Genomic DNA, 23,494 nt, shown 5'->3' on the forward strand with positions numbered 1-23,494 from the left:
GCGACCGACACGAGCGATGCGACCGGCGCGATCGGCCGACACGCTCGACATCCAAGGGCTGAGAGTCACCCTGCCCGGCACCGCCCGGCCCGTCCTCGACGGCGTCGACCTCACCGTCGCCGCCGGCGAGACCGTCGCCCTCGTCGGCGAGTCCGGATCCGGCAAGACCATCACCTCCCGCAGCGCACTGCGTCTGCTGCCGCCCGGCGCCGTCGTCGAAGGCACGGTCCGGGTCGACGGCCAGGACGTGCTCGCCATGGACACCGACCGCCTGCGCGCGGTACGGGCCGGCACGGTCGCCATGGTCTTCCAGGACCCGCGCGCCGCGGTCAACCCGCTGCGGCGCATCGGCGACTTCCTCACCGAGAGCGTCACCCTCACCGGGGCCATGAGCCGGACGGAGGCCACCGCCCGGGCGGTCGAACTCCTCCGGGCGGTCGGCCTGGACGAGTCCCTCCTGCGCACGTACCCCGGCCAGGTCTCCGGCGGCATGCTCCAGCGCGTCGTGATCGCGGCGGCCCTGATGGGGGACCCCGTGCTCCTGCTGGCCGACGAGCCCACCACGGCCCTGGACGTCAGCAGCCAGGCCGAGGTCATCGCCCTCCTGACCACGCTCCGCGAACGCTTCGGCACCGGGCTGCTGTTCGTCACCCACGACCTCGACCTCGCCGCCGCCATCAGCGACCGCGTCTACGTCATGTACGCCGGCCGGATCGCGGAGTCCGGCCGGGCCGAGGTCCTCTTCTCCCGCCCCCGGCACCCGTACACGGCAGCCCTCCTCGCCTCCACCCCGCGGATGGAGGGCCCCCGGGGCAGGCTCGCCGCCATCGAGGGCCGGCCGCCGGACCTGCGGGAACCGCTGCACGGCTGCGCCTTCGCAGCCCGCTGTCCGCTCGCCACGGAGGTCTGCGACCAGCAGGCCCCGCTGCTGTCCGCAGCCCCGGACCGGCCGGACCACCGGGCCGCGTGTCACCACGGCGACCTGCTCGAAGGGAGCGCCGTCGATGCCTGAGAACGTACTGGAGGTCCAAGGGCTGAGCCGCTCCTTCGGAGCCGTCAGGGCGGTGGACGACGTGTCCTTCGCACTCCCCGAAGGCGGATCGCTGGGCATCGTCGGCGAGTCCGGATCCGGCAAGACGACCGCCGCCCGCATCGTCGTCGGCCTGGAGCGCGCGGACGAAGGAGAGGTCCTGGTCCGCGGCCGGTCCCGGACCGCGCACGCCCGGGGCCGGGCCGCGGGCCTCGCCCGTGCCCGCGAGATCCAGATGGTCTTCCAGGACCCGTACCTCTCCCTCGACCCGCGCACCAGCGTCGAAGCGGCCCTGCGGGAGACCCTGAGCCTGCACTTCCCCGGCCGCGACCACGCGAAGCGCGTACGCGAACTGCTCGACCAGGTGGGCCTGGGCACCCGGGCCGCGGACGCCCTGCCGCGCCGTCTGTCCGGCGGTCAGCGCCAGCGCGTCGCCATCGCCAGGGCCCTCGCCGTCGAACCGGCCGTCCTCGTCCTGGACGAGGCCGTCGCCGCGCTCGACGTCTCCGTGCAGGCGCAGATCCTCAACCTGCTGGCCGATGTCAGGGAGCAGACCGGGATCGCGTTCCTCTTCATCACCCACGACCTCGGGGTCGTGCGGTGCGTGACCGACGAGATCGTCGTGATGCGGCACGGGGCCGTGGTCGAACAGGGCGGCACGCAGGAGGTGCTCGCCGCGCCCGGGCATCCGTACACCCGGCTGCTGCTGGAGTCCGTGCCCCGCCCCGGCTGGGATCCGGCGGCGATCGCCGCGGCCCGGCGGGCGCTGTAGCGGGCGCTCCGCGGTCCCCGGATCAGGCACCGGCGGCGAGCGTACGGATCAGGGTGCGCAGCACCGGCCCTGAGTCGACCTCGGAGCCCAGTGACTCCGCCGCGGCCAGGCCGTCCACGGCGGCGGCCACCGCTTCGCCCAGCAGGACCGGGTCGACGTCACCGTCCCGTTCCTCGGCCAGGACCTGGAACAGGGTGACGAAACAGCCGCGCCAGCGCCGGAACTCCGCCTCCAGGCACTCCCGGACCCGCGTGTCGTTGAGGGCGTGCCAGTGCAACGCCGAGTGGAGGTGGGAGAGTTCCGCGCCCTCGGGCCGGCCCAGCAGTTCGACCATCCGCTCGGCGCGCTCCGCGAACGACCCCGGAGCGGCGGCCGCCTGCTCCAGGGGGAGGATCCACTCGGGGCGGATGTCCGCGATGACCGCCAGGACGAGGTCGGTCCGGTCCTGGAAGTGGTAGTGGCACATCCCGTGTGAAACGCCGGACAAAGCCGCCACGTTGCGGGTGGTGAACCGTTCGCTCATCCCGCCCGCCAGCAGGGTCCGTGCGGCGGCGATCAGTCGTGCCCGGGTCTGCTCGCCCTTCGCCGAGACCCTGGGGCGCCCCGCGCGGGCAGGAGGGACGGGCGGGTTCGGGGAGTCCTTCGCGGAAGCGGCCATGGCGTCACTCTAACGAGCCCGCGCACTGCCACCTGCGGCTTTCCGTGATCCACCGGAATGACCTCGTCCAGACTATTGACCGAGCGCTTGGCCAGTTTTAGCTTTCCGGTCAACCCCGCAGTCGGCGCGGGAAGTTGAATCCCCAAGGAGCCCCTCATGAACGAGCATGCGACGAACCCGCCCGGCGCGGGCCTGGACAGGCGCAGATTCCTGGCGGCGGCGGGACTCACGGCCGCGGCCGCCGCGCTCGCGGTGACCGAGGGGCGGGCGGGGGCGGCGGTCCGCCCCGCCGCCGCGGCGGGCCCGTTCCGGGTGCCGATCGAGGACGTCCACCACACCCGCACCTGGATGGCCTGGCCGGACAGCACCTCCATCTGGGGCAACACGCTCAGCGGCGTCCAGTCGGACATCGCGCTCATCGCCCGCACCATCGCCAAGTACGAGCCGGTCTACATCTGTGCCAACTCGGGCAGCGCCGCCAAGGCCCGTTCCATGTGCGGTTCCACCGTCACCGTCGTCACCACCATCCCCGTGGACGACTGCTGGATGCGCGACACCGGACCCGTCTTCCGCACGGACGGGGCCGGCGGGCTGGACGCGGTCGGCCTGAACTTCAACGGCTGGGGCGGGAAGCAGGCCCACTCCAAGGACGCCCTGGTCGCCGCCCGCGTCGCCGCCCACCTCGGCGTCCCCTTCACCGGCGCCGGGCTGGTGGGCGAGGGCGGCGCGGTCGAGCAGGACGGCGCGGGCACGCTGATGGCCACCCGCAGCAGCCTGGTGAACCGCAACCGCAACCCCACCATGTCGCAGAGCCAGATCGAGGCCGCGCTGCGCACCGCCTACGGCGCGTCCAAGGTGATCTGGTTCGACGGCGTGGTCGGCCAGGACATCACCGACGACCACGTCGACGCGACCTCCCGCTTCCTCGCCCCCGGGAAGGCCCTGGTCCAGATGCCACTGGCCTCGGACAACGACGTCTACGCCAAGGACGCGCGCCGGCAGTACCAGATCCTGTCCGCGGCCACGACCGCGGGCGGAGCCCGGATGACGGTCGAGAAGCTCCAGGGCCCCGACTACTACAAGATCCGCTCCACCAACCCGGACTTCCTCGCCTCCTATGCCAACTACTACGTGTGCAACGGCGCCGTGATCAGCGGTCAGTTCGGCGACACCCGGGCCGATGCCGCGGCGCGCGCCACGCTGACCCGCCTCTTCCCCGGCCGTGTCGTCGAACGCCTCAACATCGACCGCCTCGGTGCCGGTGGCGGCGGCGTCCACTGCGTCACCCAGCAGCAGCCGGTGCCGTAGGCCCCCGGCGGCAGGCCGGCGCCCGCGCGGCCGCCGGCCTGCCACCGCCCCGTGAGTGCCGACGGGCCCCTTCCGCCCGGATATCGCGCATCGATGGTGATCGACACTCTTTCGCGATGGAATGCGCGCCATCGTCGTTGGGCGTCACGGCGCCAGGCAGGAGCGCCCATGGACAGGCCCGCGCAACCTCGGACCGTCGCCGCACTCGACGCCGTCGGCGTACGCCGTTTCACCACCGGGCCGGTGATCCTCGACCGGATCGACTGGACCGTGCGCTCCGGTGAGCACGGGGCGCTGCTCGGCGCGAACGGCGCGGGCAAGACGACCGTGCTGCGCCTCGTCGGCGCCCTGGTGCACCCCACCGACGGGCCCGGTCGCGGCCGTCCTGACCGGAGACTCGCTCACCACGTGCTTCGGCCGCCCGATCGAGGTCGGCCGCCACGACGGCCGCTGGGCGGCCCGGTCCGGCCGCGGGCGACGGCCACCGGGCGCCGAGGCGCGCTGACCACCGGCCCGTGCTGACCTGGCCGTAGGCGGAGAAGCGGCCCGGCGGGGGCGTGCCGCGGGTCGCCGGGTCCTCCGTCCGGGACGATACTGAAAGTCACGGTGCGTGGAGGCGACATGCGTGAACCGGAGCGGCGTGGCCCGAGGCCGGCCTCGGTGCCCGTCAGCGAAACGGCAGCCGTCGTACTGGACGACGCAGGCGTGGTCGTCGCCCGTTCGGAACGGGCGGCAACGCTGCTGGAATGCTCACCGGGCCGGCCCTGTGCTCCCCTGCTGGGGCTGCTGCCGCGTGCCGGAGCGGAGACGGGACCGGTAGGGCGCACGGTGACCATCCCCGGCAGCGACGAAGCGGGTCGAAACGTCCCTCTGGTCTGCACGGTCGTCCGCCTCGCCGCGCGCACTCCGGGCGATCGCGACGCCGAGGCTCAGTGGCTCGTCCTGGTCACCGTGGAGGACACCGCGGCGGAGGCGGTAGAGCCCGACTCGGAGCGACGCCGGAAGAGGCTGTCCCACGCGGCCGCCGCGAGCATCGGGGCCTCCCTGGACGTGACGGACATGGCCCAGGTCCTCGTCAACCTGCTCGTCCCCGACTTCGCCGACCTGGCGACCGTGGACCTCGCCGAGCCGGTGCTGGTCGGCGACGAGCCGCTGCCCCTCGACACCAGCGGTGAGGTCCGCCTGCGCCGGACCGCCGCCGCGCAGAGCCCCGGGGTTTCCGCGGAGGACCTCCTGCCGGTCGGCGAGGCACTCCCTCCCGTACCGGACACGGACGTGATGCGCCCGCTCATGGCGGGACGGCCCGTGCTGGTGTCGGACGTCGGCGTACTGCGGGCGGCGCTCGGGGTGGACACCGGAACCCTGCGCCTGTTCGTCCCGAGCGGGGCGCACTCCTCCGTGGCGGTGCCGCTGTACGCACGAGGTCTGATCCTCGGCTGCGTCACGGTCTGGCGCAGCCAGTTGCCGTCCGCCTTCAGCGAGGAGGACGCGGCGCTCCTGCAGGACGTCGCCTCCAGGGCCGCGCTCGGCGTGGACAACGCGCGCCGCTTCACGAAGGAACACCGGTCGGTGGTGGCACTGCAGCGAAGCCTGCTGCCGCACTCCCTCGTGAACACGGCGGCCGCGGAGACGGCGGGGGTCTACCAGCCGGCGTGCGGCGGCGTCGGGGTCGGCGGGGACTGGTTCGACGTGATCCCCCTGCCGTCGTTGCGCGTGGCGTTCGTCGTCGGGGACGTCGTCGGCCACGGCCTCGAAGCCACCGCGGCCATGGCGCGACTGCGGACCGCGGTGCAGACCCTGGCCGACCTCGATCTGGATCCGGGCGAGCTCCTCACGCACCTGGACGACCTGGTGCTCGGCTTCTCCAGCGAGCAGATGACCGGCGAATCCCGCGCGGAACCCGCGGTGCTCGGAGCGACGTGCCTGTACGCCGTCTACGACCCGGTGACGAGTCGATGCGTCGCCGCGACCGCAGGACATCCGCCGCCGGCCCTGCTGCCCCCGGGGGAGGAGCCGTTCTTCCTGGGCATGGTGCCGGGACCGCCGCTGGGCGTCGGCGGAATGCCTTTCGAAGTAACGGAGTTCGGCGTACCACCCGGCAGCACGATGGCGTTCTTCACGGACGGACTCGTGGCGCGCCGCGGCGGCGACATCGAGGAGGGGATGGAAAGACTGCGGAGCTCCCTCGCCGGCGCCGGATCGAGCCGGCCCCTGGGCGAGGTCAGCCGGAGCATGTTCGACAAGGTGCTGCCCCAGGAGCCCGCCGACGACGTCGCTCTGCTGCTCGCCCGCACCCGCGCCCTCTCGTCCGATCAGGTCGCCGAGTGGGAACTCGAAGCCGACCTCTCCCTCGTCGCGCACGCCCGTGAGCTGGTGTTGGACCAGCTGTCGGGTTGGCAGTTGGACGAACTGAGCTTCGTGACGGAGCTCGTCGTCAGCGAACTCGTCACGAACGCGATCCGCTACGCGGGCGGCCCGGTCGGGCTCCGGCTGATCCGCGACCGGGTGCTCGTCTGCGAGGTGTCCGACCCCAGTAGTACTCAGCCGCGCCTGCGCCGTGCGCGGGAGACGGACGAGGGCGGGCGCGGCCTGTTCCTCGTCGCCCAGCTCACCGACCGGTGGGGCTGCCGGTTCACCAGCAGAGGGAAGACCATCTGGACGGAGCAGCCCGTAGACGGGTCCCTCGGCTAGGTTCACGCGACCGGACCCCGGGTGCCGTGGTCCTCCGTCAGTGCGGCGCGGGATGGGAAACGGCCGTGGTGACGGTGTCGAAGCGCATGGTGGTGCGGGACCGCAGGTCGTACCGGTCCCAGCGCGGCACGGCCGGGTGGTTGGGGTCGCCGGTGCGTATGAACGAGATCCACGCCCGGTGCATGGTCCTCGCGAGGCCGTCCCTGACCCTCGTGTCCATTCCCGCCAGGAACGGTGCGTGCGACCAGGCGCCGAAGTGTGCGGGTCATCGGCCGTTCCTCCGTGAACGGGGTCCATCCGGGATCCCCCGTGGCGGCGAAGGAGATCCACGAGGCGCGAAGCCGCTCGGACAGGCGGGTGAAGTCCCGGGACGGGGCCTTGCCGCCGAACAGGAAGGCCGCCAGGGGCCCCCGTGCGTGGCTGGGACTTCAGCTGGCTCACGGGCCGGGCGGACGGCGGGGGCCCCTCCTGGGACCACGAACGACTCGCCCGCGCCCGGCTCTCGCGCGCGAAGCCTCCTGGACATCGACACCGGCGGCGGCGAGTTCCTCGCCTCGCTTGCCCCGCTGCCGCCCGCCTCCGTGGCCACCGAGAACTGGGCGCCCAGCCTTCCCCTGGCCCGGCGACGCCTCTCCCCGCCGGGGGTGGAGGCCACCGGGCGTCGGGGCTGGACCTGCCCTCCGGACGCTTCGACCTGATCCTCAACCGGCACGGTCTGCTGGATGCGGCGAGCATCCGCGCCGCGCTCGCGCCGGGCGGCCGGCTCCTCACCCGGCAAGTGGGCAGCCGGAACCAGCTGGAACTGAACGAAGCCGTCGGCATCCCCTCACCGGCGGATCCCGACGGTTGGACCCTGGACGTCGCCGTACGGGCGCTGGAGGGCGCGGGCCTTCGCGTGACCACGGCGCGAGAGGAGACGAGCCCCTACACCTTCCACGACATCGGAGCGGTGATCTTCCAGCTGCGCGCCATCCCCTGGCAGTTCCCCGGATTCGAGCCGTCCGTCCACGAGTCCGCGCTACGCCGACTCGACCGGCACATCAGGAGCACGGGTGGATTCACCGCGCACGACCACCGGTTCCTGATCGAAGCGCGGGCGCGAGGCTGAACGCGAGATCGGAAGCGAACCGCCCGGGGGACTCGTACCGTCGCGAACACCAGGTGTGACGGGCCCGTCACCCCGTGCTCCTTCCGGAAACCTGCACATCGTGTCCGCGAGCGCTCCCGCCGGCCTCCTTCACCTGACGGTGCGGCGGATATGTCCCATCTGCTTAGTGGGGGCTTGTCCCGTTTGGTTCTGTGTAAGCAAGGGGCGGCCCATATCTGTTACTCGATCTTGTGAAGAAGCGGTCACCATTCCGTGAATCAAGCTGCACGTCGCTCCTCAGAGGTGAGCATCCGCCCGTGACGAGGGGTCAACGGGATTGGGTGGGCGGCCCGTTCGCATGCTTTCATCTTGCGCATTGCGGCAGTCGGGAATGGCGCCCGAGTTTCGGGCCGCCCGGCCGCCGCGGCTGTGAATTCCTCCCCCCAATGAAAGGTGCGCGTCATGCGTAACGACATCGAGACCCGTGAGATCGACGACACCGAGCTGGACGCCGTCTCCGGCGGCATCATCAGCGTGTCCGGCGGCCTCGCCGGCGCCGTGACCAGTGATGTCAGCGACGTCGTGGGCGTCGTGGGCTCCCTCCACACCGTCCAGGCCGCGCAGGGCATCGTCTCCCACGTCCCCGGTCTCGTCACGGGCATCACCGGCGTTTCGCTGAACACCGGTCGCGCCGGTCTCTGATCGGAAAATCCCCATGAACCCCGGAGCGTCCCCCACGGCTCCGGGGTTCATGGCTGCCCGTTTGCCCGGCCGATACGAATGCAGTGGAAGGAATGATCCGTGCAGTTTCGCCAAAAGGCTCTTTCCAAGCTGCAATCGCCCGAAGAACTCGACCTGCCCGTTCGCTTTGCGCGCCCGCAGGGGCGGTTCGTCCTGGCCGTCACGGTCGTCGTCATGGCCGCGGCGGGCTTCTGGGCCTTCACGGGCACCGTGTCCTCCAAGCTGAGCGCCCCCGGCATCCTCACCCGGGCCGAGGGCAGTTACGTGCTGCAGACCCCGGTCGCGGGACAGGTGACCGGAGTCCTCGCCGAGGAGGGCCAACTACTGGCCGCCGGTGCGCCCCTGCTCAACGTCCGTACGGACCAGGGGGACCGCCCCGTGCGCGTGGTGACCGCCGGCCGGCTGACGACGCTGGTGGCCAAGGTGGGATCGGTCGTCGCCACGGGCGCGGACGTGGCGACCGTGGAACGCGTGAAGGATCCGGAGGACCCGCTCGTGGCCGTCCTGTACGTGCCGGGCGGTAGCGGCTCGGCGATCCCCGTGGGCGCCCCGGTCGACCTGAGCGTCCAGTCCGCCCCGCAGCAGCAGTTCGGCATGCTGCGCGGCCGCGTCAAGGCGGTCGGCCGTGCGCCCCAGACGCCGGCGCAGATCGGCGGCTTCCTCGGCGACAGCGGCCTCGCCGAGCAGTTCTCCGGCCACGGCAACCCGGTCGCCGTCCTCGTACAGCTGGAGCTCTCCTCCTCCACCGAGTCCGGCTACCGGTGGTCCTCCGCGGACGGGCCCCCGTACGCCGTCGACTCGCGGACGCCGGTCACCGGCGCCGTCCACCTCGCCGCGCGGCGCCCCGTCGACTGGCTGCTGCCATGACCGCGCCCCAGACCTCGCACCAGACCGGGGCACCGCCGCAGGCCCCTCAGCTCCCTCCCGCCGGACGCCGGCGCCACCGTCCCGAGACCAAGGGGGGCGGCTCTCGCCGCAGGTCCGCGTCCGCCCGTACGGTCCCCGGGGCCCCCAGGGGCAAAACGCCCCGCCCCGTACGCACCCCCACCGTGCTGCAGATGGAAGCGGTGGAGTGCGGCGCCGCCGCCCTGGCCATGGTGCTCGGCCACTACGGCCGCTTCGTCCCCCTCGAGGAACTGCGCATCGCCTGCGGCGTCTCCCGCGACGGCTCCCGCGCCAGCAACCTCCTCAAGGCGGCCCGCGGATACGGGCTGAAGGCCAAGGGCATGCAGATGGACCTGGCCGCGCTCGCCGAGGTGCGCGCACCGGCCGTCCTCTTCTGGGAGTTCAACCACTACGTCGTCTACGACGGCACGGGCCGCCGGCTCGGCCGCAGGGGCGTGTACGTCAACGACCCCGGCAAGGGCCGCCGGTTCGTCCCCATGGACGAGTTCGACACCAGCTTCACCGGTGTCGTCCTCACCTTCGAGCCCGGCGACGGCTTCCGTCGCGGCGGCCGCAAGCCGGGCGTCCTGGGCGCCATGCCGGCCCGTCTGCGCGGCACTTCGGGCACCATGGCCGCCGCCGTGGTCTCCAGCCTGCTCCTGGTCGCCGTCGGCGCGTCCGTGCCGGCCCTGAGCCGCACGTACATCGACATGTTCCTCATCGGGGAGCAGACGTCCCTGCTGGGGGTGCTGTTCGCCTCGATGGGCGTCGCCCTCGTCCTCACCGCGACACTCACCGCGCTGCAGCAGGCCAATCTGCTGCGCGGGCGCATCATCTCCTCGACCCTCGGCAGTTCCCGCTTCTTCCGGCACCTGCTCAGACTTCCGGTCGCCTTCTACTCCCAGCGCAACCCGGCCGACCTGGTCCAGCGCCTGCAGTCCAACGACGCGGTCGCCGAGACCCTCGCCCGGGACCTGGCCGCAGCGGGCGTGGACGCCGTGGTGGTCGTGCTCTACGCGGTGCTGCTGTGGACGTACGATCCGCAGCTCACCCTCGTCGGCGTGGCCGTGGCGCTGCTCAACGTGCTGGCGATGCGGATCGTGATCCGGCTGAGGGCCACCGGTACCCAGAAGCTGCGCGCCGAGAGCGCCCGGCTCACCAACACCTCGTACAGCGGTCTCCAGCTCATCGAGACGATGAAGGCCACGGGCGGGGAGAACGGCTTCTTCCGCCGCTGGGCCGGCCAGCACGCCGTCACCCTCGACGTGCAGCAGCGGCTCGGCGTGCCCAGCGCGTGGCTGGCGATCGTGGCGCCCACACTGGCGGCGTTCAACAGCGCGCTGATCCTGATGATCGGCGGCCTGCGGGCGGTGGAGGGGCACCTCACCGTGGGCCTGCTCGTCGCCTTCCAGGCCCTGGTGACCAGCTTCACCGCTCCGATCTCCCGACTGGGCGGCGTCGCCGGCCGGATCCAGGACTTCGCGGCCGACGTCGCCCGTCTCAAGGACGTCGAGAACTTTCCCGTCGCACCGGTCCACGCGCGGCGCGAGCCCGCCGCCGGCACCCGCCGCCTCAAGGGCCAAGTGGAGCTGGACCACGTCACCTTCGGCTACAGCCCACTGGACGCCCCGCTGCTCAAGGGCTTCTCGCTCTCGGTCGGCCCCGGTCAGCAGGTCGCGCTCGTCGGCGGCTCCGGCAGCGGCAAGTCCACCGTCTCCCGGCTGATCTCCGGCCTCTACACGCCCTGGGAGGGGGCCATCCGCATCGACGGGATGCGCCTGGAGGACATCCCGCGCGGCGCGCTGGCCGCTTCCGTCTCCTTCGTCGACCAGGACGTCTTCCTCTTCGAAGGCACCGTCCGCGACAACGTCACGCTGTGGGACCCCACCATCGCGGACGAGGCCGTCATCGCCGCGCTCGAGGACGCCGCCGTGCACGACGTGGTCGCCCGCCGGCCCGGCGGCATCCACAGCCGCGTCGAGCAGGACGGCCGCAACTTCTCCGGCGGCCAGCGCCAGCGGCTGGAGATCGCACGGGCGCTGGTGCGCCGCCCCAGCGTCATGGTCCTCGACGAGGTGACCAGCGCCCTGGACGCGGTGACCGAGCAGGTCGTCATCGACAACCTGCGCCGACGCGGCTGTGCCTGTGTGGTCATCGCCCACCGGCTGAGCACGGTGCGCGACAGCGACGAGATCGTCGTACTCGACCGGGGCACGGTCGTGGAACGCGGGCGGCACGAGCACCTGGTCGCGGCGCAGGGGCCGTACGCCGCACTGGTCAAGGAGCACTGAGGTGACGCACGCGCACCACGCCGCCGTCCCCGCCGCCGTCCCCGCCGCCGCCGTCCCCGCCGCCGTCCCCGCCACCGCGGGCACCGCCGCCCCCGCCGTCCGGCCGGACGGGGCCCCGGACCCGGTCGTCGCGGCCCTGGGCGCCCTGGGCTCGCCCGTCGACTGCACGGGCCTGCGCAGCCTGTCCCTGGAGGGCCCGCTCGTCCTGTGGCTCGTCGTGCAGGGCGAGCTGGACCTGTTCGCCGTCGACGCCGCGCAGGCCGGCCACTGGCACTTCCTGGGCAGGCTGGAGCAGGGCACCCTGCTGCTGGGCCCGGCCGAGGGCCCTGACCACACCCTGGTCGGCCGGCCCTTGCAGGGGTGCCGGCTGCGCCGCATCGAACTGCGGGAGCTGTACCGCCCGGAGTACGGCGACCAGTTCCACGGCGACCAGTTCCATGCAGGCCAGTTCCATGCAGGCCAGTTCCATGCAGGCCAGTTCCACGGCGGACCGTGGTATGCCGGTCAAGGGCACCACGGCGCCCCCGCCGCAGGACGGCTGAGCCCCCTCGAGGACGCCTTCGCCCGCGGCATCGGCCGCGGCCTGCGCGTGCTCTACCAGGCACCGCTGGACGGCAGTGCCACCACCGGGCACGGTGGCGCCGACGACGACATCCTGTGGATGCAGATCACCCCCGGCAGCGTGCAGTACGGCGCCGTGTACGAGACGGAGGCGGTCGGCACCCTCCTCGTCGACGCGGCGATGTGGCAGGGCATGGTCGACCAGCAGTACCGGCTGCTCTACGCCCTGGACGGCTGGATCGAACAGCTGGAGCGCGCGCACGAGGACCGCACGGCGGCCGGCATCGAGGCCGGCCGTGCAGCCCGTACCCAGGCGGACCGGACGCTGCTGGCGTCCATCGGCCGCTCCGGCCGCCGCCCCCACCGCGGCGGGAGCGCCGACGCGACCTTCGCCGTGTGCCGCCTCGTCGCCGGCGCGGCCCGCATCACCCTGTCCGAACCGGGCGGGGCCGGTGCCACGTCCGGGCACACGGACCCCGTCGAACGCATCGCGCTCGCCTCGCGGATCCGCACCCGCGAGGTCAGGCTCGGCGGGCGCTGGTGGCGGGAGAACAGCGGTCCGCTGGTGGGCCGTCGCGAGAGGGACGGCACGCCGGTCGCCCTGCTGTGGCGGCGCGGCGGTTACGAGGCGGTCGACCCGGCCACCGGCACGCGCGAGCGCGTCGCCAAGACCAACGAGACCGCCTTCGAACCGCGCGCCGTCATGCTGTACCGCCCCCTGCCCGACGGACGGGTGGGCCTGCCGGCGCTGCTCCGGTTCAGTGTGCGCGGCACCTTCCCGGAGCTGCGCAGCCTCCTGCTGGGCGGGCTGGTCGCGGTGTTCCTGGGCGCACTCGTGCCGATCGCCACGGGCCAGGTGCTCGGCAGGTACGTTCCGCAAGGCGAGAACGGCCTCATCGTGCAGACCGGGCTGGCACTGATCGCGACCGGCATCGTCTCGGCCTCCTTCATGCTCCTGCAGAACACCTCGCTCCTGCGCATGGAGGGCCGGATCGAGGCCACCCTGCAGCCTGCGGTGTGGGACAGGCTGCTGCGGCTGCCGACGAAGTTCTTCGCCGGCCGCTCCACGGGCGAACTGGCCGGCGCGGCCATGGGGATCAGCACCATCCGCCGCGTGCTGTCCGGCATCGGCCCGGTCTGCGTGCAGGCGGGCGCGGTCGGCGCGATGAACCTCGTGCTGCTGCTCGTCTACAGCGTGCCGCTGGCGATGGCGGCGCTCGCCATGCTGGTCGTCATCGCAGCCGTCTTCCTGGGCCTGGGCCTGTGGCAACTGCGCTACCAGCGCCGGCTGATCAAGCTCGGCCACCAGCTCGACAACCAGGCCTTCCAGACCCTGCGCGGCCTGCCCAAGCTCCGCGTCGCAGCGGCCGAGAGCTTCGCGTACGCGGCCTGGGCACGCGAGTTCGCCCGTACCCGCGATCTGCAGCAGCGCATCGGCCGGATCCAGAACGTCATCACGGTCCTGGGCGCCGTCTACCTGCCGCTGTGCACGCTGGTGATGTTCGTGCTGCTGGCCGGACCGGCCCGCGGCGCCATGTCCGCCAGCGAGTTCCTCACCTTCAGCGCCGCCCTGACGATGCTGCTGTCCTCGGTCACACAGCTGACCGGTGCGCTCATCTCGGCCGCCGCCGTGCTGCCGATGTTCGAGCAGATCAAGCCGGTCCTGCAGGAGACCCCCGAGGTGGTCCGCTCCAGTACCCGGCCCGGCGAGCTGACCGGCGCCGTCGAAGCCAAGAGCCTGTCCTACCGCTACGCCGACGACGGCCCGCTCGTCCTCGACGACATCGACTTCCAGGTACGGCCGGGCGAGTTCGTCGCGATCGTCGGGGCCAGCGGCTGCGGCAAATCCACCCTGCTCCGCCTGCTCATCGGCTTCGACAAGCCCGTCTCCGGCAGCGTGCTGTACGACGGCCAGGACCTGGCGGCGCTCGACCAGGCGGCCGTGCGCCGCCAGTGCGGCGTCGTCCTGCAGAACGCCCAGCCCTTCACCGGCTCGATCCTCGACTGCATCTGCGGCGCCGGGACGTTCTCGCCGGAGGAGGCGTGGGAAGCCGCCGCGATGGCGGGCCTGGCGCAGGACATCAAGGCCATGCCGATGGGCATGCACACCATGCTGTCCGACGGCGGCGGCACCGTCTCGGGCGGCCAGCGCCAACGGCTGGTGATCGCCCAGGCCCTCATCCGCAAGCCGCGCATCCTGTTCTTCGACGAGGCCACGAGCGCCCTGGACAACGAAGCCCAGCGCGTGGTCATCGAATCCACCCGCGCCCTGCGGGCCACCCGCATCGTGATCGCCCACCGGCTCTCCACGATCATGGACGCCGACCGTGTGATCGCCATGTCGGAGGGCCGCATCGTCCAGCAGGGCCCACCCGCCGAACTGCTCGCCGACACGACCGGTCTCTTCCACACCCTGGTCCACCGCCAACTGCGCTGACGGGCCGTGCGGCCTGCTCGTGCGGGGGCGGTCACGGAGCAGGGGATGCGGTCAACGCGTTGACCAGTTGGGCGAATTCGCCGCGTTGCCCGTCGGTCGGCGTGGCGTAGAGCGGCGCCTGCAGCTCATCGGTGAGCCGCTCGGCACGCTGCCATCGGGGTATCCGGGCTGCGGCGACAGGCTGTGGCTCCTGCCAGCCGTGGCGGGTGGCCCGTTCGACGCCCAGGTTGATGACCACGGCCGCTCGGACGCTCAGCCCACACTGGCGCACCGCCACCAGATGGCAGGCGCCACGGTGTTCCCGCAGTACGTGTATGCGCTGCATGGCCGCACCGACCGGGTCGTCGCCCGGGCAGGGTTGTGCGCGCCAGCCCGCGAACAGGGGCAGCGCGTCGGCGTCGGCGGCGTCGATCAGCTGCTGTGCCAAGCGGCAGCTCACCCTCGCACGGGCAGGCCTCGCCACCGCACTCGTCCCCCGGACGGCCATCGACCCGGCCGCGCCGGGAATCCGCACGGCGCCCATCGGGGATCGCCCGATCCTGCGCCTCCTGTTCGCCGCGACGCGTCACACCGAGACCGCGAATCCGACGCACGCCGCCGTCATCGCGGCACTGCGCACAGCCGCGCGGAGCGAAAGTTGACATCGTCAACGGTTGCGAATTACCGTCATATTACTTAAAGACATAAACCATCCATATGCTTAAGCATCCTTGCCGCCTGCGGCAGCACCATCGGAGGAAGGGCACCGACATGAACCCCGCCCAGCACGGAGCGGCCGTCGCAGCCGAGACCGCCGGATTCGTCGCCGCGGTCAGGGCGGCCGACCTCTCCACCCCGGTGCCGACCTGCCCCGGCTGGACGCTCGAGGACCTCACGCGGCACGTCGGCAGCGTGCACCGCTGGTTCACCGAGCTGCTCCGCCGGCGCATCCAGCAACCGCCGACCAGCCGTGCGGTCGACCTGCGCCTCCCGGAGCATCCCGACGCCCTCCCCGACTGGCTGGCGGCGAGCGCGGAGGAGGCCGCCGAGGTGTTCGCCGCCACCGACCTGGACGCACCGATGTGGGCTTGGGGGGTCGACCAGCACGCCCGGTTCTGGGTGCGGCGCATGCTCTTCGAGACCCTCGTCCACCGGGTCGACGCCCAACTGGCCCTCGGGCTCCCGCCGCACGTCGACCGCGCACTGGCGGTCGACGGCATCGACGAGTTCCTCACCAACCTGCCGTTCGCCTCCTCCTTCGCGCCGCTGACGGCCCAACTGCGCGCCCCTGACCGGACCGTTCGCTTCAGCTGCACGGACGGCGACGGCGACTGGCTGGTCGCCTTGCGTGCCGACGGCTTCGCCCTGGTGGCCGACCGGACCGCCGCCCGCGCGGCGGACGCCACGGTCCAAGGAGCGGCCGCCGACCTCCTGTTGCTCCTCTACGGCCGCCTGGACCACCGGAGCGACGACTTTCACCTGCTCGGCGACCCGGACCTGCTCGCCCACTGGTTCGCCCACTCGGCCTTCTGACCGCGGGGCCGGGGAAGGGAAGGGCCCGCCCCGGGCACCCGCCCCCGACTATGCTCGCGACAGGAGTGCAGGACGGGCATGAGGGGGAGCATGAGCCGGGTCGTCGTGGTGCACGGGGTGGGGCGGCAACTCGACACCGCAGAGACCCTGTTGGCGGAGGTGGGGTCCGCACTGCGCGGCGGCGTCGCACTGGCGCTGCGCCGCGATCCCACGCTCGGACGGCTCGCGGACGGCGACATCGCCTGCGCGGGATACGGGGACCTCTACCGGCAGCCCGGCACCCGCGGCGAGCCGTACTACCGGGCCGAGGACGTGGAACCGGGGTTCGAGACCGAGCTGCTGGAGGCCTGGTGGCGGGAGGCCGCCCGGCTGGACCCCCGTATCCCCGGACCGGACAACGCCGGTCCGCACGCCGCGGGCCCCGGCCCCGCCGCCCGTGGTGCCGTCGGCCGTCTCGCCTCCCGCCCCCTCGCCGTGGACCGGGTCCGCCGCGCCCTGCAGGCCCTCACCCGCACCCGCTTCTTCGGCGCCGTCTCCGACCGGCTGCTCATCTCGGACCTCAAGCAGGTGCGCCGCTACTTCACCGAACCCGAGCTGCGTGCCGCCGTACGGGCCCGGGCCGCGGAGCTGATCACCCCCGAGACCCGGGTGGTCGTGGCTCACTCGCTCGGCTCGGTGGTCGCGTACGAGGCGCTGTGCGCGCTCGGACCGGACCGGCCGCCGCTGAACCTGGTCACCCTCGGCTCCCCGCTGGGCCTGGCCGGACTGGTCTACGACCGACTGCAGCCCGCACCGCGGCAGGACGGTTCGGGGGTCTGGCCGGCCCCCGTCAAGGAGTGGACCAACCTGGCCGACCGCGGTGACGCGGTCGCCCTCGTCCGCGAACTCGCGCCCCGGTTCGGCCCGGAGGTCCGGGACCTGCTCGTGGACAACGGCTCCGAGATGCACAGCATGCGCGCCTACCTGACGGCGGTGGAGACCGGGACGGCGATCGCCACCGGGCTGGCCCGGTGACGCACGGCCCGCACACGGGCGCCCCCGCACCGGAGGCAGCGAACGGTCCGGCCCCCGACGGCCTCAACCGGTACGTCTTCGCCTTCGGCACCGGCACGTTCACCGCCGACCCGCACCTCGAGAACCTGCCCGGCGTGCCCGAGGACCTGAGCCGGGTCAAGGCCCTCTTCTCCTCCCTCGGGTACGCGGAGATCCTCCCGGAACTCGCCGGCGCACCCGATGCCCAGCAGGTGCGCGCCGGGTTGGAGGACTGGCTCAAGGCGGACGAGCGCTGCAAGGAGGACGTGCTCGTCGTGTACTACGCGGGGCACGGCCTGCGCGACGACCGCTCCCACCGGCTCACCTGTCGCAACAGCCGCCACGACCGGATGAGCACCACCCTCGCCTCCCGCGAACTCGCCGACCTGCTGGCCGACACCCGGGTCGGGCACGTCCTGCTGCTGCTCGACACCTGTTACGCCGAACTGGGCGCGGCCGAGATCGCGAACGTCACCGGCCAGCTGGTGGACTACCGGCCCGCCGGGTCCGACGGGCTGTGGCTGGTGGCCTCGGCCCGCTCCCGCGAGCTCGCGTACGACCACGCCTTCGTCACCGCACTGGAGGCCGCGGTGCGCGCGGGCACGGCCGGGATGCGGCAGCCGTACCTGGACATCCCCACGGTGACCGACCAGGTCAACGGCCATTTCCGGGAGCACCGGCCGGATCAGTGCGCCAACTATCACGCGGTGTCCGGCCATGCGGTCCCGCCGTTCCTGCCCAATCCGAAGTACCGGCCCGGCCTTCCCGACGGGGCGATGGACGTGGAGTCGCAGGGGGAGTGGACCGCGCACTTCGGTCCGCGGGGCCGCGGGGTGGAGTACGCGAGCGAGCCGGGCGACTGGTTCACCGGGCGCCGGCAGGCCCTGGCCGCGCTGGCGGGCTGGCTGCGCGATCCCGCCCACGACGCCCGGGCCCGCGTGGTGACCGGGGATCCGGGGTCCGGCAAATCGGCCGTCCTGGGCCGGCTGCTCGCGCTGGGCCGCCCGGACCACCCGGAGGCCCCCGCGCACCTGCTGCCGCCGCCCGGTTCGGTGACGCTCTCCGTGCACGCGCACGGCACCACCCTCGAACGGCTCACCGCCCGGCTGGCCGCCGCGCTGGACGTGGAGGCGGACGGCCCGCCGCAGCTGCTGGCCCGGCTCGCCGAGTACGACGGCCCCCTGCGGACCGTGCTGATCGACGCGCTGGAGGAGGCGGGTACGGGCGTCGGCGGGCGGGAACCGCAGCGCATCGCCCGTGAGCTGCTCCGGCCGATGTCCGTCCTGCACAACCTGCGCCTGCTGGTCGGCACCCGGCGGACGATGATCCCCGAGCTGGGCCGGGCCGTCGAGGTCATCGACCTGGACACCGACGCGTACACCGGCCGAGACGACATCGAGCAGTACGCGCGGCGCACCCTGGCCGGGATGCCCGGCGGGCTGACGGAGCCGGCCCGCGAGGCCGTGGCAGCCGCGGTGGCCCGACGGGCGGGCCGCTCCTTCCTGGTCGCCCGGATGGCCGTACGGGCCCTGCTGCACGGGGACTTGAACCCGGACGTGTCCCGGCCGGGCTGGGAGGAGGAGCTGCCCTCGGAGGTCGGGCAGGCCTTCGACGCCTACCTGGCCCGGTACGGGGAGAACGAGGACCGGGTACGGCGGCTGCTGCGGCCCCTCGCGTACGCGGAGGGCTCCGGCCTGCCGTGGGATTCGCTGTGGGCCCCGCTGGCGGAGGCCCTGTCGGGCGAGAAGTGCACCAACGACGATGTGGACTGGCTGTGGCGGCAGGCGGGGGCGTACGTGGTGGAGGTGCCGGCCGGCGAGGACCGGTCGGTCTTCCGGCTGTACCACGAGGCGCTGGCCGAGCACCTGCGCGATCCGCGGCGCAGCCGCGAGGACCAGCGCCGGATGACGGCTGCGCTGATCGCCTCGGTGCCGCCGCGGACCGACGGCGACGGCCCGGACTGGGAGCGCGCGCACCCGTACGTCCACGCCCACCTGGCGGGCCACGCGGCGGCCTCGGGAGACCTCGAACGCCTGCTGCAGGACCCGTGGTTCCTGGTGCACGCGGATCCGGACGGGCTGCTGGCCGCGATGGACGGCGTACGGGGCGCTGACGCGCAGCGCGTCCGCACGATGTACCGGACCTCGGCCCACCACTACCGAGATCAGTGCGTCCACGAACGGGCCCAGGTGATGGCGGTGGACGCGGCCCGGTACCGGCTGGAGGAGCACCGGAGCAGGCTGGGGCGGCGGCTCGAGTGGACACCGCGGTGGGCGACGGGATCCCAGACGAGCAGCCTGTTCCGGGGTGAGCTGAGCTCGTGGTCGCCCCATCCGCTGGTCGCGGCGGAGCTGCAGGGCATGCCGGTGCTGCTCAGTGCGCAGTACGAGGGGCCGGTGCAGGTATGGGATCCGGCGCAGCAGACCTGCGTGGCCACGCTGGACGGGCACACCGACACGGTAACGGCGATGGACTGCATCGAGGTGGCAGGTGTCACGCTCGTCGTGACCGCATCCCACGACGGAACGCTGCGCGTCTGGGACCTCGCACGCAGCACCGAACTCCGGAGGTTCGTGGTGCGGACCGGCGCCGAAGAACAGGAGAGGGAGGTCGTGGTTGCGGGCCTGGCCTGCACCCGGGTCCAGGGTGAGGTGTTGATCGTCGGCTGTGCCCCGGACGGTTCGGCCTGGAGCCGGGAGCTGATGTCCGGCGAGATCCGCCGGACCCTTCCGGGGCGGACCGGGTACAGCCGGTACGAGCTTTCCGTCATCTGCCCGGGGAGTCAGCAGGCGGCAACCGCCCTGATCGGTCTGCCTTCCGGCCCGCTGCGGCGGTGGAATCTGGAGACGGGGGAGTGGGACGACCTCCACGACTCCGCCGACTGCTGGGCGGTGGCGGTCCTCGTCCAGAACGGCCGTGAGCTCGTGTGCCTCGGCGGTCACGAGGGGAACATTCAGTTCCGCGACCCGGCCACGGACACCGTCGTGGTCTCCTGCCGTGTCGGGCACGGCTGGATCACGGCCATCGCCTCCACGGAACTCGACGGCCGGGCGGTCATGGCGGTGGGCTACGGGGACGGCTCGATCGAGCTGAGGGAACGGCCGAGCGGCCGGTTGCTCGCCCGGCTGAACGGCCATACGGACTGGGTGCATTCCATCGTGATCACCAACGTGTGCGGCCGACCCGTGGCCGCCAGCGCCGGCAGCGACGGCTCCGTCCGCCTGTGGAACCTGGAGGAGCAACCCGAGGAGATCGAGCCCCCCGGCCATTCCAGCCGGGTGTCGGCGGTCGCGTGCACCGTGCTGGACGGCGCCCCCGTCGCGGTGTCGGCGAGTCACGACCGCACGGCCCGGGTATGGGACCTGTCCTCCGGACGGGAGCTGCGGCGCCTCGAAGGGCACACCCATTGGGTGGCCAGCGTGGCCTGCGCGACGGTCTCCGGCGCACCGGTCGCGGTGACCGGCGGACACGACTACACCGTGCGGATGTGGAACCTCGCGGACGGGTCGGAGACCGGAAGGACCGAGGCGGGTTACGCGGCACAGCTTGCGTGCGGATACGTCGGCGGTGGGCCGGTCGCCCTGTTCGGGCAGCAAGGCCCCGACGGGACCCGTATGGGCATGTGGCACCTGGAAACCCTGCAGATCAGTGAAACCTTCGAGTCCACCGGATACCAAGGTGGCGTGGTCTCGACTCTCGCGGACGGACGGCTTCTGGCCGTGATCGCGGGGAACGACCGGCACGGGACGGGCGAGCGGCAGGTGACACTCTGCGATCTCACCGACCGGACCCGGGTGGGCCACTTGGAGGGCCTCACCGACCAGGTCAACGCCATGGCCTGCGGCACCGACGGACGCAACCCCGTGGTCCTGGTGGCCACCGCCCACCTGGGAGCCCAGATGTGGGACCTGCGGACCGGGCAACTGCGCCGCCGGCTCGGTGACGGCTGGGTGTCCGATGTGGAGATCGGCCGGCTGGACGGGGCGCCGGTGGCCGTCACCACCCACCACGACGCCGTACGCATCTGGGACCTCGGCAACGGCTCGCCCCTGCACGAGATCCACATGCCCATCGATCCCTGCGCCGTCGCCTTCGCCCCCGGCGGCGAGCTCGTCGTCGGCGCCGGCTACGAGGTGATCGTCCTGGAGCGCTGAGGTACGGCGCGTCAGCCCGTGATGCACGGTTCCGTCCACCACCTACGCGGCTGGACCCCCACGCCCGTCGACGTCACCCAATCGGAAGCAGGCGACAACGATTCCAGCCTCGGACCGGTCTTCGTCACGAGGGCCGGACAGGTGGTGCGCGCACTGTCCGCGCAGAACGAGCCCGCCACCATGAGCGGAGCACTTCCGGAGTCGGTGGGACGCCTGAACAGCCGTGGTGTTCGAGAGCTTTTGGAAGCCCTCGACGCCGAGAACGGCGACATCGACACGTCCGCGATGATGACGGGGTACGCGCGCGTCAGCGCCCTGCTCCCAGAGAGCGGTGACGGGCCCGGTTGCCTCGTGGCAAGCCCGCTGACCGTACAGTTCGCCCACCAATAGCTCTGATCTTCGGCTGCCGGCCGTAAGGGCATCTCGTCGAATAGGCCTTCGAAGCTGTTGAGTTTCAGGAGACTTGCGACGGGAGAGCCGGTGGCCGCGCCCGCCGGGCCCCTGCCGCCGGCCACCGGGCTCCCCGCGTCGCGCTGATCGCTGAACTCGCGGAACAGAGCGCGCCCCAGCAGCCGGGCAGCGTGAAGCGGAGCACCTGGCGGCGCTTCCCGGAGCCGGGGGACGGCTCGGCGGTGGCCGGGGCCGTGCCGCCGGGCTGTTCCACTCCGCCGTCCGCCGTCCGCCGTCCGCCGTCCGCCGTCCGCCGTCCGCCGTCCGCGGTGCCGGCCCATCCGACGGTGAATCCGGCGGTTCGTGGCTCATGGCTCTCCTTCAGGGCCATCGTCGCGAGGCCCGGCTGGTCGTGCCGTCCGGTTCCCGGGTGGCACCACGCGGCGTGTCCTTGCCGACGTCGGTTCCTCCCGCTCCGTCGCCGTGTAGGAACGAGGTCACGCGTGGTGCGGCGGGTGGACCTGGAGGGCTGGCACATGAGCAGTGGCGCCTGGGCCGGTGCGGCGGTGGCGACCGTCACGGCCGCGTACGCGCTCGGCTCGCGTCGGCTGTCCTCGACGCCGTTGTCGTCGGCGATCGTGTTCGTCGGCTGCGGCGTTCTCCTCGGGCCGGCCGTGCTCGGCGTCATCGACCTGCAGCAGGACGCAGCGCCGATCGTGGCGCTCCTCGAAGCCACACTGGCGCTCGTGCTGTTCACCGATGCCATGGCGGTGCGCAGACAGGACCTTCGGACCGGCGGCTTTCTGCCCGGCCGTCTGCTCGGAATCGGACTGCCCCTGAACATCGGCGCAGGCTGGCTCCTTGCGTGGCCCCTCCTGCCGGGACTGACGATGTGGGAGCTCGCACTGGTCGGTGCCATCCTGGCCCCGACCGACGCCGCCCTCGGCAAGACCGCGATGTCCCACCCCCGGGTACCGGCGCTCGTACGTCACGGACTGAACGTCGAGAGCGGCCTGAACGACGGCATGGTGCTGCCCTTCTTCATCCTCTTCCTTGCGGCCATTCCCGGCACGCACTACGCGCAGGAGGGCGCCGAGGGCGTCTTCTGGCGTGCCCTGGTGCTGAGCACCGCCATCGGTCTGCTGATCGGTTGGCTGGGAGGCCGGCTGCTGCAGTGGTCCCGGGCCCGTGGGTGGGTCGAGCAGGAGTGGCGGCAGGTCTTTCCGCTGGCCGTCGCGGCAGGGGCGTACGAACTCGCCGTGGTGACGGACGGCAGCGGGTTCATCGCCGCCTGGGTGGCCGGCTTCGCCTGCGGGTTCGCCCTGCGCCACTCCCCGGTCGCAGGCGAGCAGGAGCACGCGGCCCGCACGGGCGAGTTCACCGAAACCCTCGGAGGACTCCTGGCGGCGATCAGCCTCCTCGTCTTCGGAGCGGTGCTGCTCGGTCCCGCACTGGAGCATCTGAGCTGGCGGCTCGTTCTGTACGCGGTGCTGAGCCTCACCGTCGTCAGGATGCTGCCGGTGATCCTCGCACTTGCCGGGAGCGGACTGCGGCCCTACACGGTCGCGTACATCGGCTGGTTCGGGCCGCGCGGTCTCGCGTCCGTGGTGCTCGCGCTGCTCGTCGTGGAGGAACCCGTTCCGGGCGTGGAACTCGTGGGAAGGGTGGTCGCGATCACCGTCGGCCTCAGCGTCCTCCTGCACGGCGTCTCCGCCGTACCCCTCGCGGAGCGGTACGGCCGCTGGCACGAGAAGGCCGCGGCCGCCAACCCTGATCTGCGCGAGGGCACCCCCGTGCCCGAACCCCCCGCGCGTCGCGGGCTCGGCCTCCCGGACCGGCCCGAGACGTGACCCGGCGCCACCCCGCCCGGCGGTGGACATGCTGCGCAGGGGGGTGACCGCCCCTAGCCTGAAGTGGAGGCCGCGGACGTCCACGTCCACGGGAA

The 23,494-nt window shown here is 72.5% G+C and carries 17 protein-coding genes and 1 pseudogene; 15 read left to right on the top strand and 3 right to left on the bottom strand.

Annotated elements, in window-relative coordinates:
• Window positions 1–16: 16 nt before the first annotated feature.
• Window positions 17–1,012, top strand: coding sequence for an ABC transporter ATP-binding protein (locus OG332_RS38560; RefSeq protein WP_327417789.1), 996 nt, complete (start codon window positions 17–19; stop codon window positions 1,010–1,012).
• Complete coding sequence (locus OG332_RS38565; protein WP_327417790.1) at window positions 1,005–1,802, top strand: ABC transporter ATP-binding protein; 798 nt, start codon at window positions 1,005–1,007, stop codon at window positions 1,800–1,802. The genes OG332_RS38560 and OG332_RS38565 overlap by 8 nt, the downstream gene beginning before the upstream one ends.
• Before the next feature lie 22 nt (window positions 1,803–1,824).
• On the opposite strand, the gene OG332_RS38570 is transcribed toward OG332_RS38565, so the two are convergent.
• Window positions 1,825–2,460, bottom strand: a complete 636-nt coding sequence (locus OG332_RS38570; RefSeq protein ID WP_327417791.1) for a TetR/AcrR family transcriptional regulator — start codon at window positions 2,458–2,460, stop codon at window positions 1,825–1,827.
• Between the two features lie 156 nt (window positions 2,461–2,616).
• Here OG332_RS38570 and OG332_RS38575 point away from each other — a divergent pair, with 156 nt between their 5' ends.
• From OG332_RS38575 to OG332_RS38585, 3 genes and pseudogenes are all read left to right on the top strand, one after another.
• Window positions 2,617–3,768 (top strand): agmatine deiminase family protein, encoded by a 1,152-nt coding sequence (locus OG332_RS38575; RefSeq protein ID WP_327417792.1) that lies wholly within the window; start codon window positions 2,617–2,619, stop codon window positions 3,766–3,768.
• Window positions 3,769–3,936: 168 nt separating this feature from the next.
• Window positions 3,937–4,137, top strand: a pseudogene (locus tag OG332_RS38580) (ATP-binding cassette domain-containing protein); the annotation flags it as partial.
• Window positions 4,138–4,389: 252 nt separating this feature from the next.
• Window positions 4,390–6,459, top strand: coding sequence for an ATP-binding SpoIIE family protein phosphatase (locus OG332_RS38585; protein WP_327417793.1), 2,070 nt, complete (start codon window positions 4,390–4,392; stop codon window positions 6,457–6,459).
• A gap of 37 nt (window positions 6,460–6,496) precedes the next feature.
• Here the strand turns inward: OG332_RS38585 and OG332_RS38590 are convergent, their stop codons facing one another.
• Window positions 6,497–6,679 (bottom strand): hypothetical protein, encoded by a 183-nt coding sequence (locus OG332_RS38590; RefSeq protein WP_327417794.1) that lies wholly within the window; start codon window positions 6,677–6,679, stop codon window positions 6,497–6,499.
• A gap of 192 nt (window positions 6,680–6,871) precedes the next feature.
• Between OG332_RS38590 and OG332_RS38595 the strand changes: the two genes are divergently transcribed.
• The 5 genes from OG332_RS38595 to OG332_RS38615 all read left to right on the top strand — a co-directional run bounded on the left by OG332_RS38595 (window position 6,872) and on the right by OG332_RS38615 (window position 14,461).
• Window positions 6,872–7,567: a hypothetical protein gene (locus OG332_RS38595; protein WP_327417795.1), complete on the top strand. Its 696-nt coding sequence runs from the start codon at window positions 6,872–6,874 to the stop codon at window positions 7,565–7,567.
• A 441-nt stretch (window positions 7,568–8,008) separates the two neighbouring features.
• Entirely contained in the window at window positions 8,009–8,248 is a 240-nt protein-coding gene (locus OG332_RS38600; RefSeq protein ID WP_327417796.1) for a hypothetical protein, read from the top strand.
• Window positions 8,249–8,347: 99 nt separating this feature from the next.
• Window positions 8,348–9,154, top strand: coding sequence for an HlyD family efflux transporter periplasmic adaptor subunit (locus OG332_RS38605; RefSeq protein ID WP_327417797.1), 807 nt, complete (start codon window positions 8,348–8,350; stop codon window positions 9,152–9,154).
• A complete protein-coding gene (locus tag OG332_RS38610; protein ID WP_327417798.1) occupies window positions 9,151–11,463 on the top strand; it encodes an NHLP family bacteriocin export ABC transporter peptidase/permease/ATPase subunit in 2,313 nt (770 codons plus the stop codon). Before OG332_RS38605 ends, OG332_RS38610 begins: the two co-directional genes overlap by 4 nt.
• A gap of 1 nt (window position 11,464) precedes the next feature.
• Window positions 11,465–14,461, top strand: coding sequence for an NHLP bacteriocin export ABC transporter permease/ATPase subunit (locus OG332_RS38615; protein WP_442816274.1), 2,997 nt, complete (start codon window positions 11,465–11,467; stop codon window positions 14,459–14,461).
• Window positions 14,462–14,492: 31 nt separating this feature from the next.
• On the opposite strand, the gene OG332_RS38620 is transcribed toward OG332_RS38615, so the two are convergent.
• Window positions 14,493–14,984 (bottom strand): helix-turn-helix domain-containing protein, encoded by a 492-nt coding sequence (locus tag OG332_RS38620; protein WP_442816275.1) that lies wholly within the window; start codon window positions 14,982–14,984, stop codon window positions 14,493–14,495.
• Between the two features lie 227 nt (window positions 14,985–15,211).
• Between OG332_RS38620 and OG332_RS38625 the strand changes: the two genes are divergently transcribed.
• The 5 genes from OG332_RS38625 (at window position 15,212) to OG332_RS38645 (ending at window position 23,399) form a co-directional block, all read left to right on the top strand.
• The gene (locus OG332_RS38625; protein ID WP_327417800.1) at window positions 15,212–15,973 is read left to right on the top strand and encodes a maleylpyruvate isomerase family mycothiol-dependent enzyme; all 762 of its coding nucleotides are present in this window, start codon (window positions 15,212–15,214) and stop codon (window positions 15,971–15,973) included.
• A gap of 78 nt (window positions 15,974–16,051) precedes the next feature.
• Window positions 16,052–16,987 carry a hypothetical protein gene (locus tag OG332_RS38630; RefSeq protein ID WP_327417801.1) on the top strand — a complete coding sequence of 312 codons (936 nt, stop codon included), beginning with the start codon at window positions 16,052–16,054 and terminating at the stop codon, window positions 16,985–16,987.
• On the top strand, window positions 16,984–21,159 hold the full coding sequence (locus OG332_RS38635; RefSeq protein ID WP_327417802.1) for a caspase family protein: 4,176 nt from the start codon (window positions 16,984–16,986) through the stop codon (window positions 21,157–21,159). The genes OG332_RS38630 and OG332_RS38635 overlap by 4 nt, the downstream gene beginning before the upstream one ends.
• A 21-nt stretch (window positions 21,160–21,180) precedes the next feature.
• On the top strand, window positions 21,181–21,549 hold the full coding sequence (locus tag OG332_RS38640) for an SAVMC3_10250 family protein (RefSeq protein ID WP_327419505.1): 369 nt from the start codon (window positions 21,181–21,183) through the stop codon (window positions 21,547–21,549).
• A 503-nt stretch (window positions 21,550–22,052) separates the two neighbouring features.
• Window positions 22,053–23,399: a cation:proton antiporter gene (locus tag OG332_RS38645; RefSeq protein ID WP_327417803.1), complete on the top strand. Its 1,347-nt coding sequence runs from the start codon at window positions 22,053–22,055 to the stop codon at window positions 23,397–23,399.
• Window positions 23,400–23,494: the final 95 nt, after the last annotated feature.

Origin of the sequence: Streptomyces sp. NBC_01233 (genome assembly GCF_035989305.1) — a bacterium.
Taxonomy (GTDB): Bacteria; Actinomycetota; Actinomycetes; order Streptomycetales; family Streptomycetaceae; genus Streptomyces.

Bases quoted from the DNA above. Each gene is read 5' to 3' on its own strand.
- OG332_RS38560 (WP_327417789.1), top strand. From the start codon at position 17: ATGCGACCGGCGCGATCGGCCGACACGCTCGACATCCAAGGGCTGAGA.
- OG332_RS38565 (WP_327417790.1), top strand. From the start codon at position 1,005: ATGCCTGAGAACGTACTGGAGGTCCAAGGGCTGAGCCGCTCCTTCGGA.
- OG332_RS38570 (WP_327417791.1), bottom strand. From the start codon at position 2,460: ATGGCCGCTTCCGCGAAGGACTCCCCGAACCCGCCCGTCCCTCCTGCC.
- OG332_RS38575 (WP_327417792.1), top strand. From the start codon at position 2,617: ATGAACGAGCATGCGACGAACCCGCCCGGCGCGGGCCTGGACAGGCGC.
- OG332_RS38585 (WP_327417793.1), top strand. From the start codon at position 4,390: ATGCGTGAACCGGAGCGGCGTGGCCCGAGGCCGGCCTCGGTGCCCGTC.
- OG332_RS38590 (WP_327417794.1), bottom strand. From the start codon at position 6,679: ATGGACACGAGGGTCAGGGACGGCCTCGCGAGGACCATGCACCGGGCG.
- OG332_RS38600 (WP_327417796.1), top strand. From the start codon at position 8,009: ATGCGTAACGACATCGAGACCCGTGAGATCGACGACACCGAGCTGGAC.
- OG332_RS38610 (WP_327417798.1), top strand. From the start codon at position 9,151: ATGACCGCGCCCCAGACCTCGCACCAGACCGGGGCACCGCCGCAGGCC.
- OG332_RS38620 (WP_442816275.1), bottom strand. From the start codon at position 14,984: ATGGGCGCCGTGCGGATTCCCGGCGCGGCCGGGTCGATGGCCGTCCGG.
- OG332_RS38625 (WP_327417800.1), top strand. From the start codon at position 15,212: ATGAACCCCGCCCAGCACGGAGCGGCCGTCGCAGCCGAGACCGCCGGA.
- OG332_RS38630 (WP_327417801.1), top strand. From the start codon at position 16,052: ATGAGGGGGAGCATGAGCCGGGTCGTCGTGGTGCACGGGGTGGGGCGG.
- OG332_RS38640 (WP_327419505.1), top strand. From the start codon at position 21,181: ATGCACGGTTCCGTCCACCACCTACGCGGCTGGACCCCCACGCCCGTC.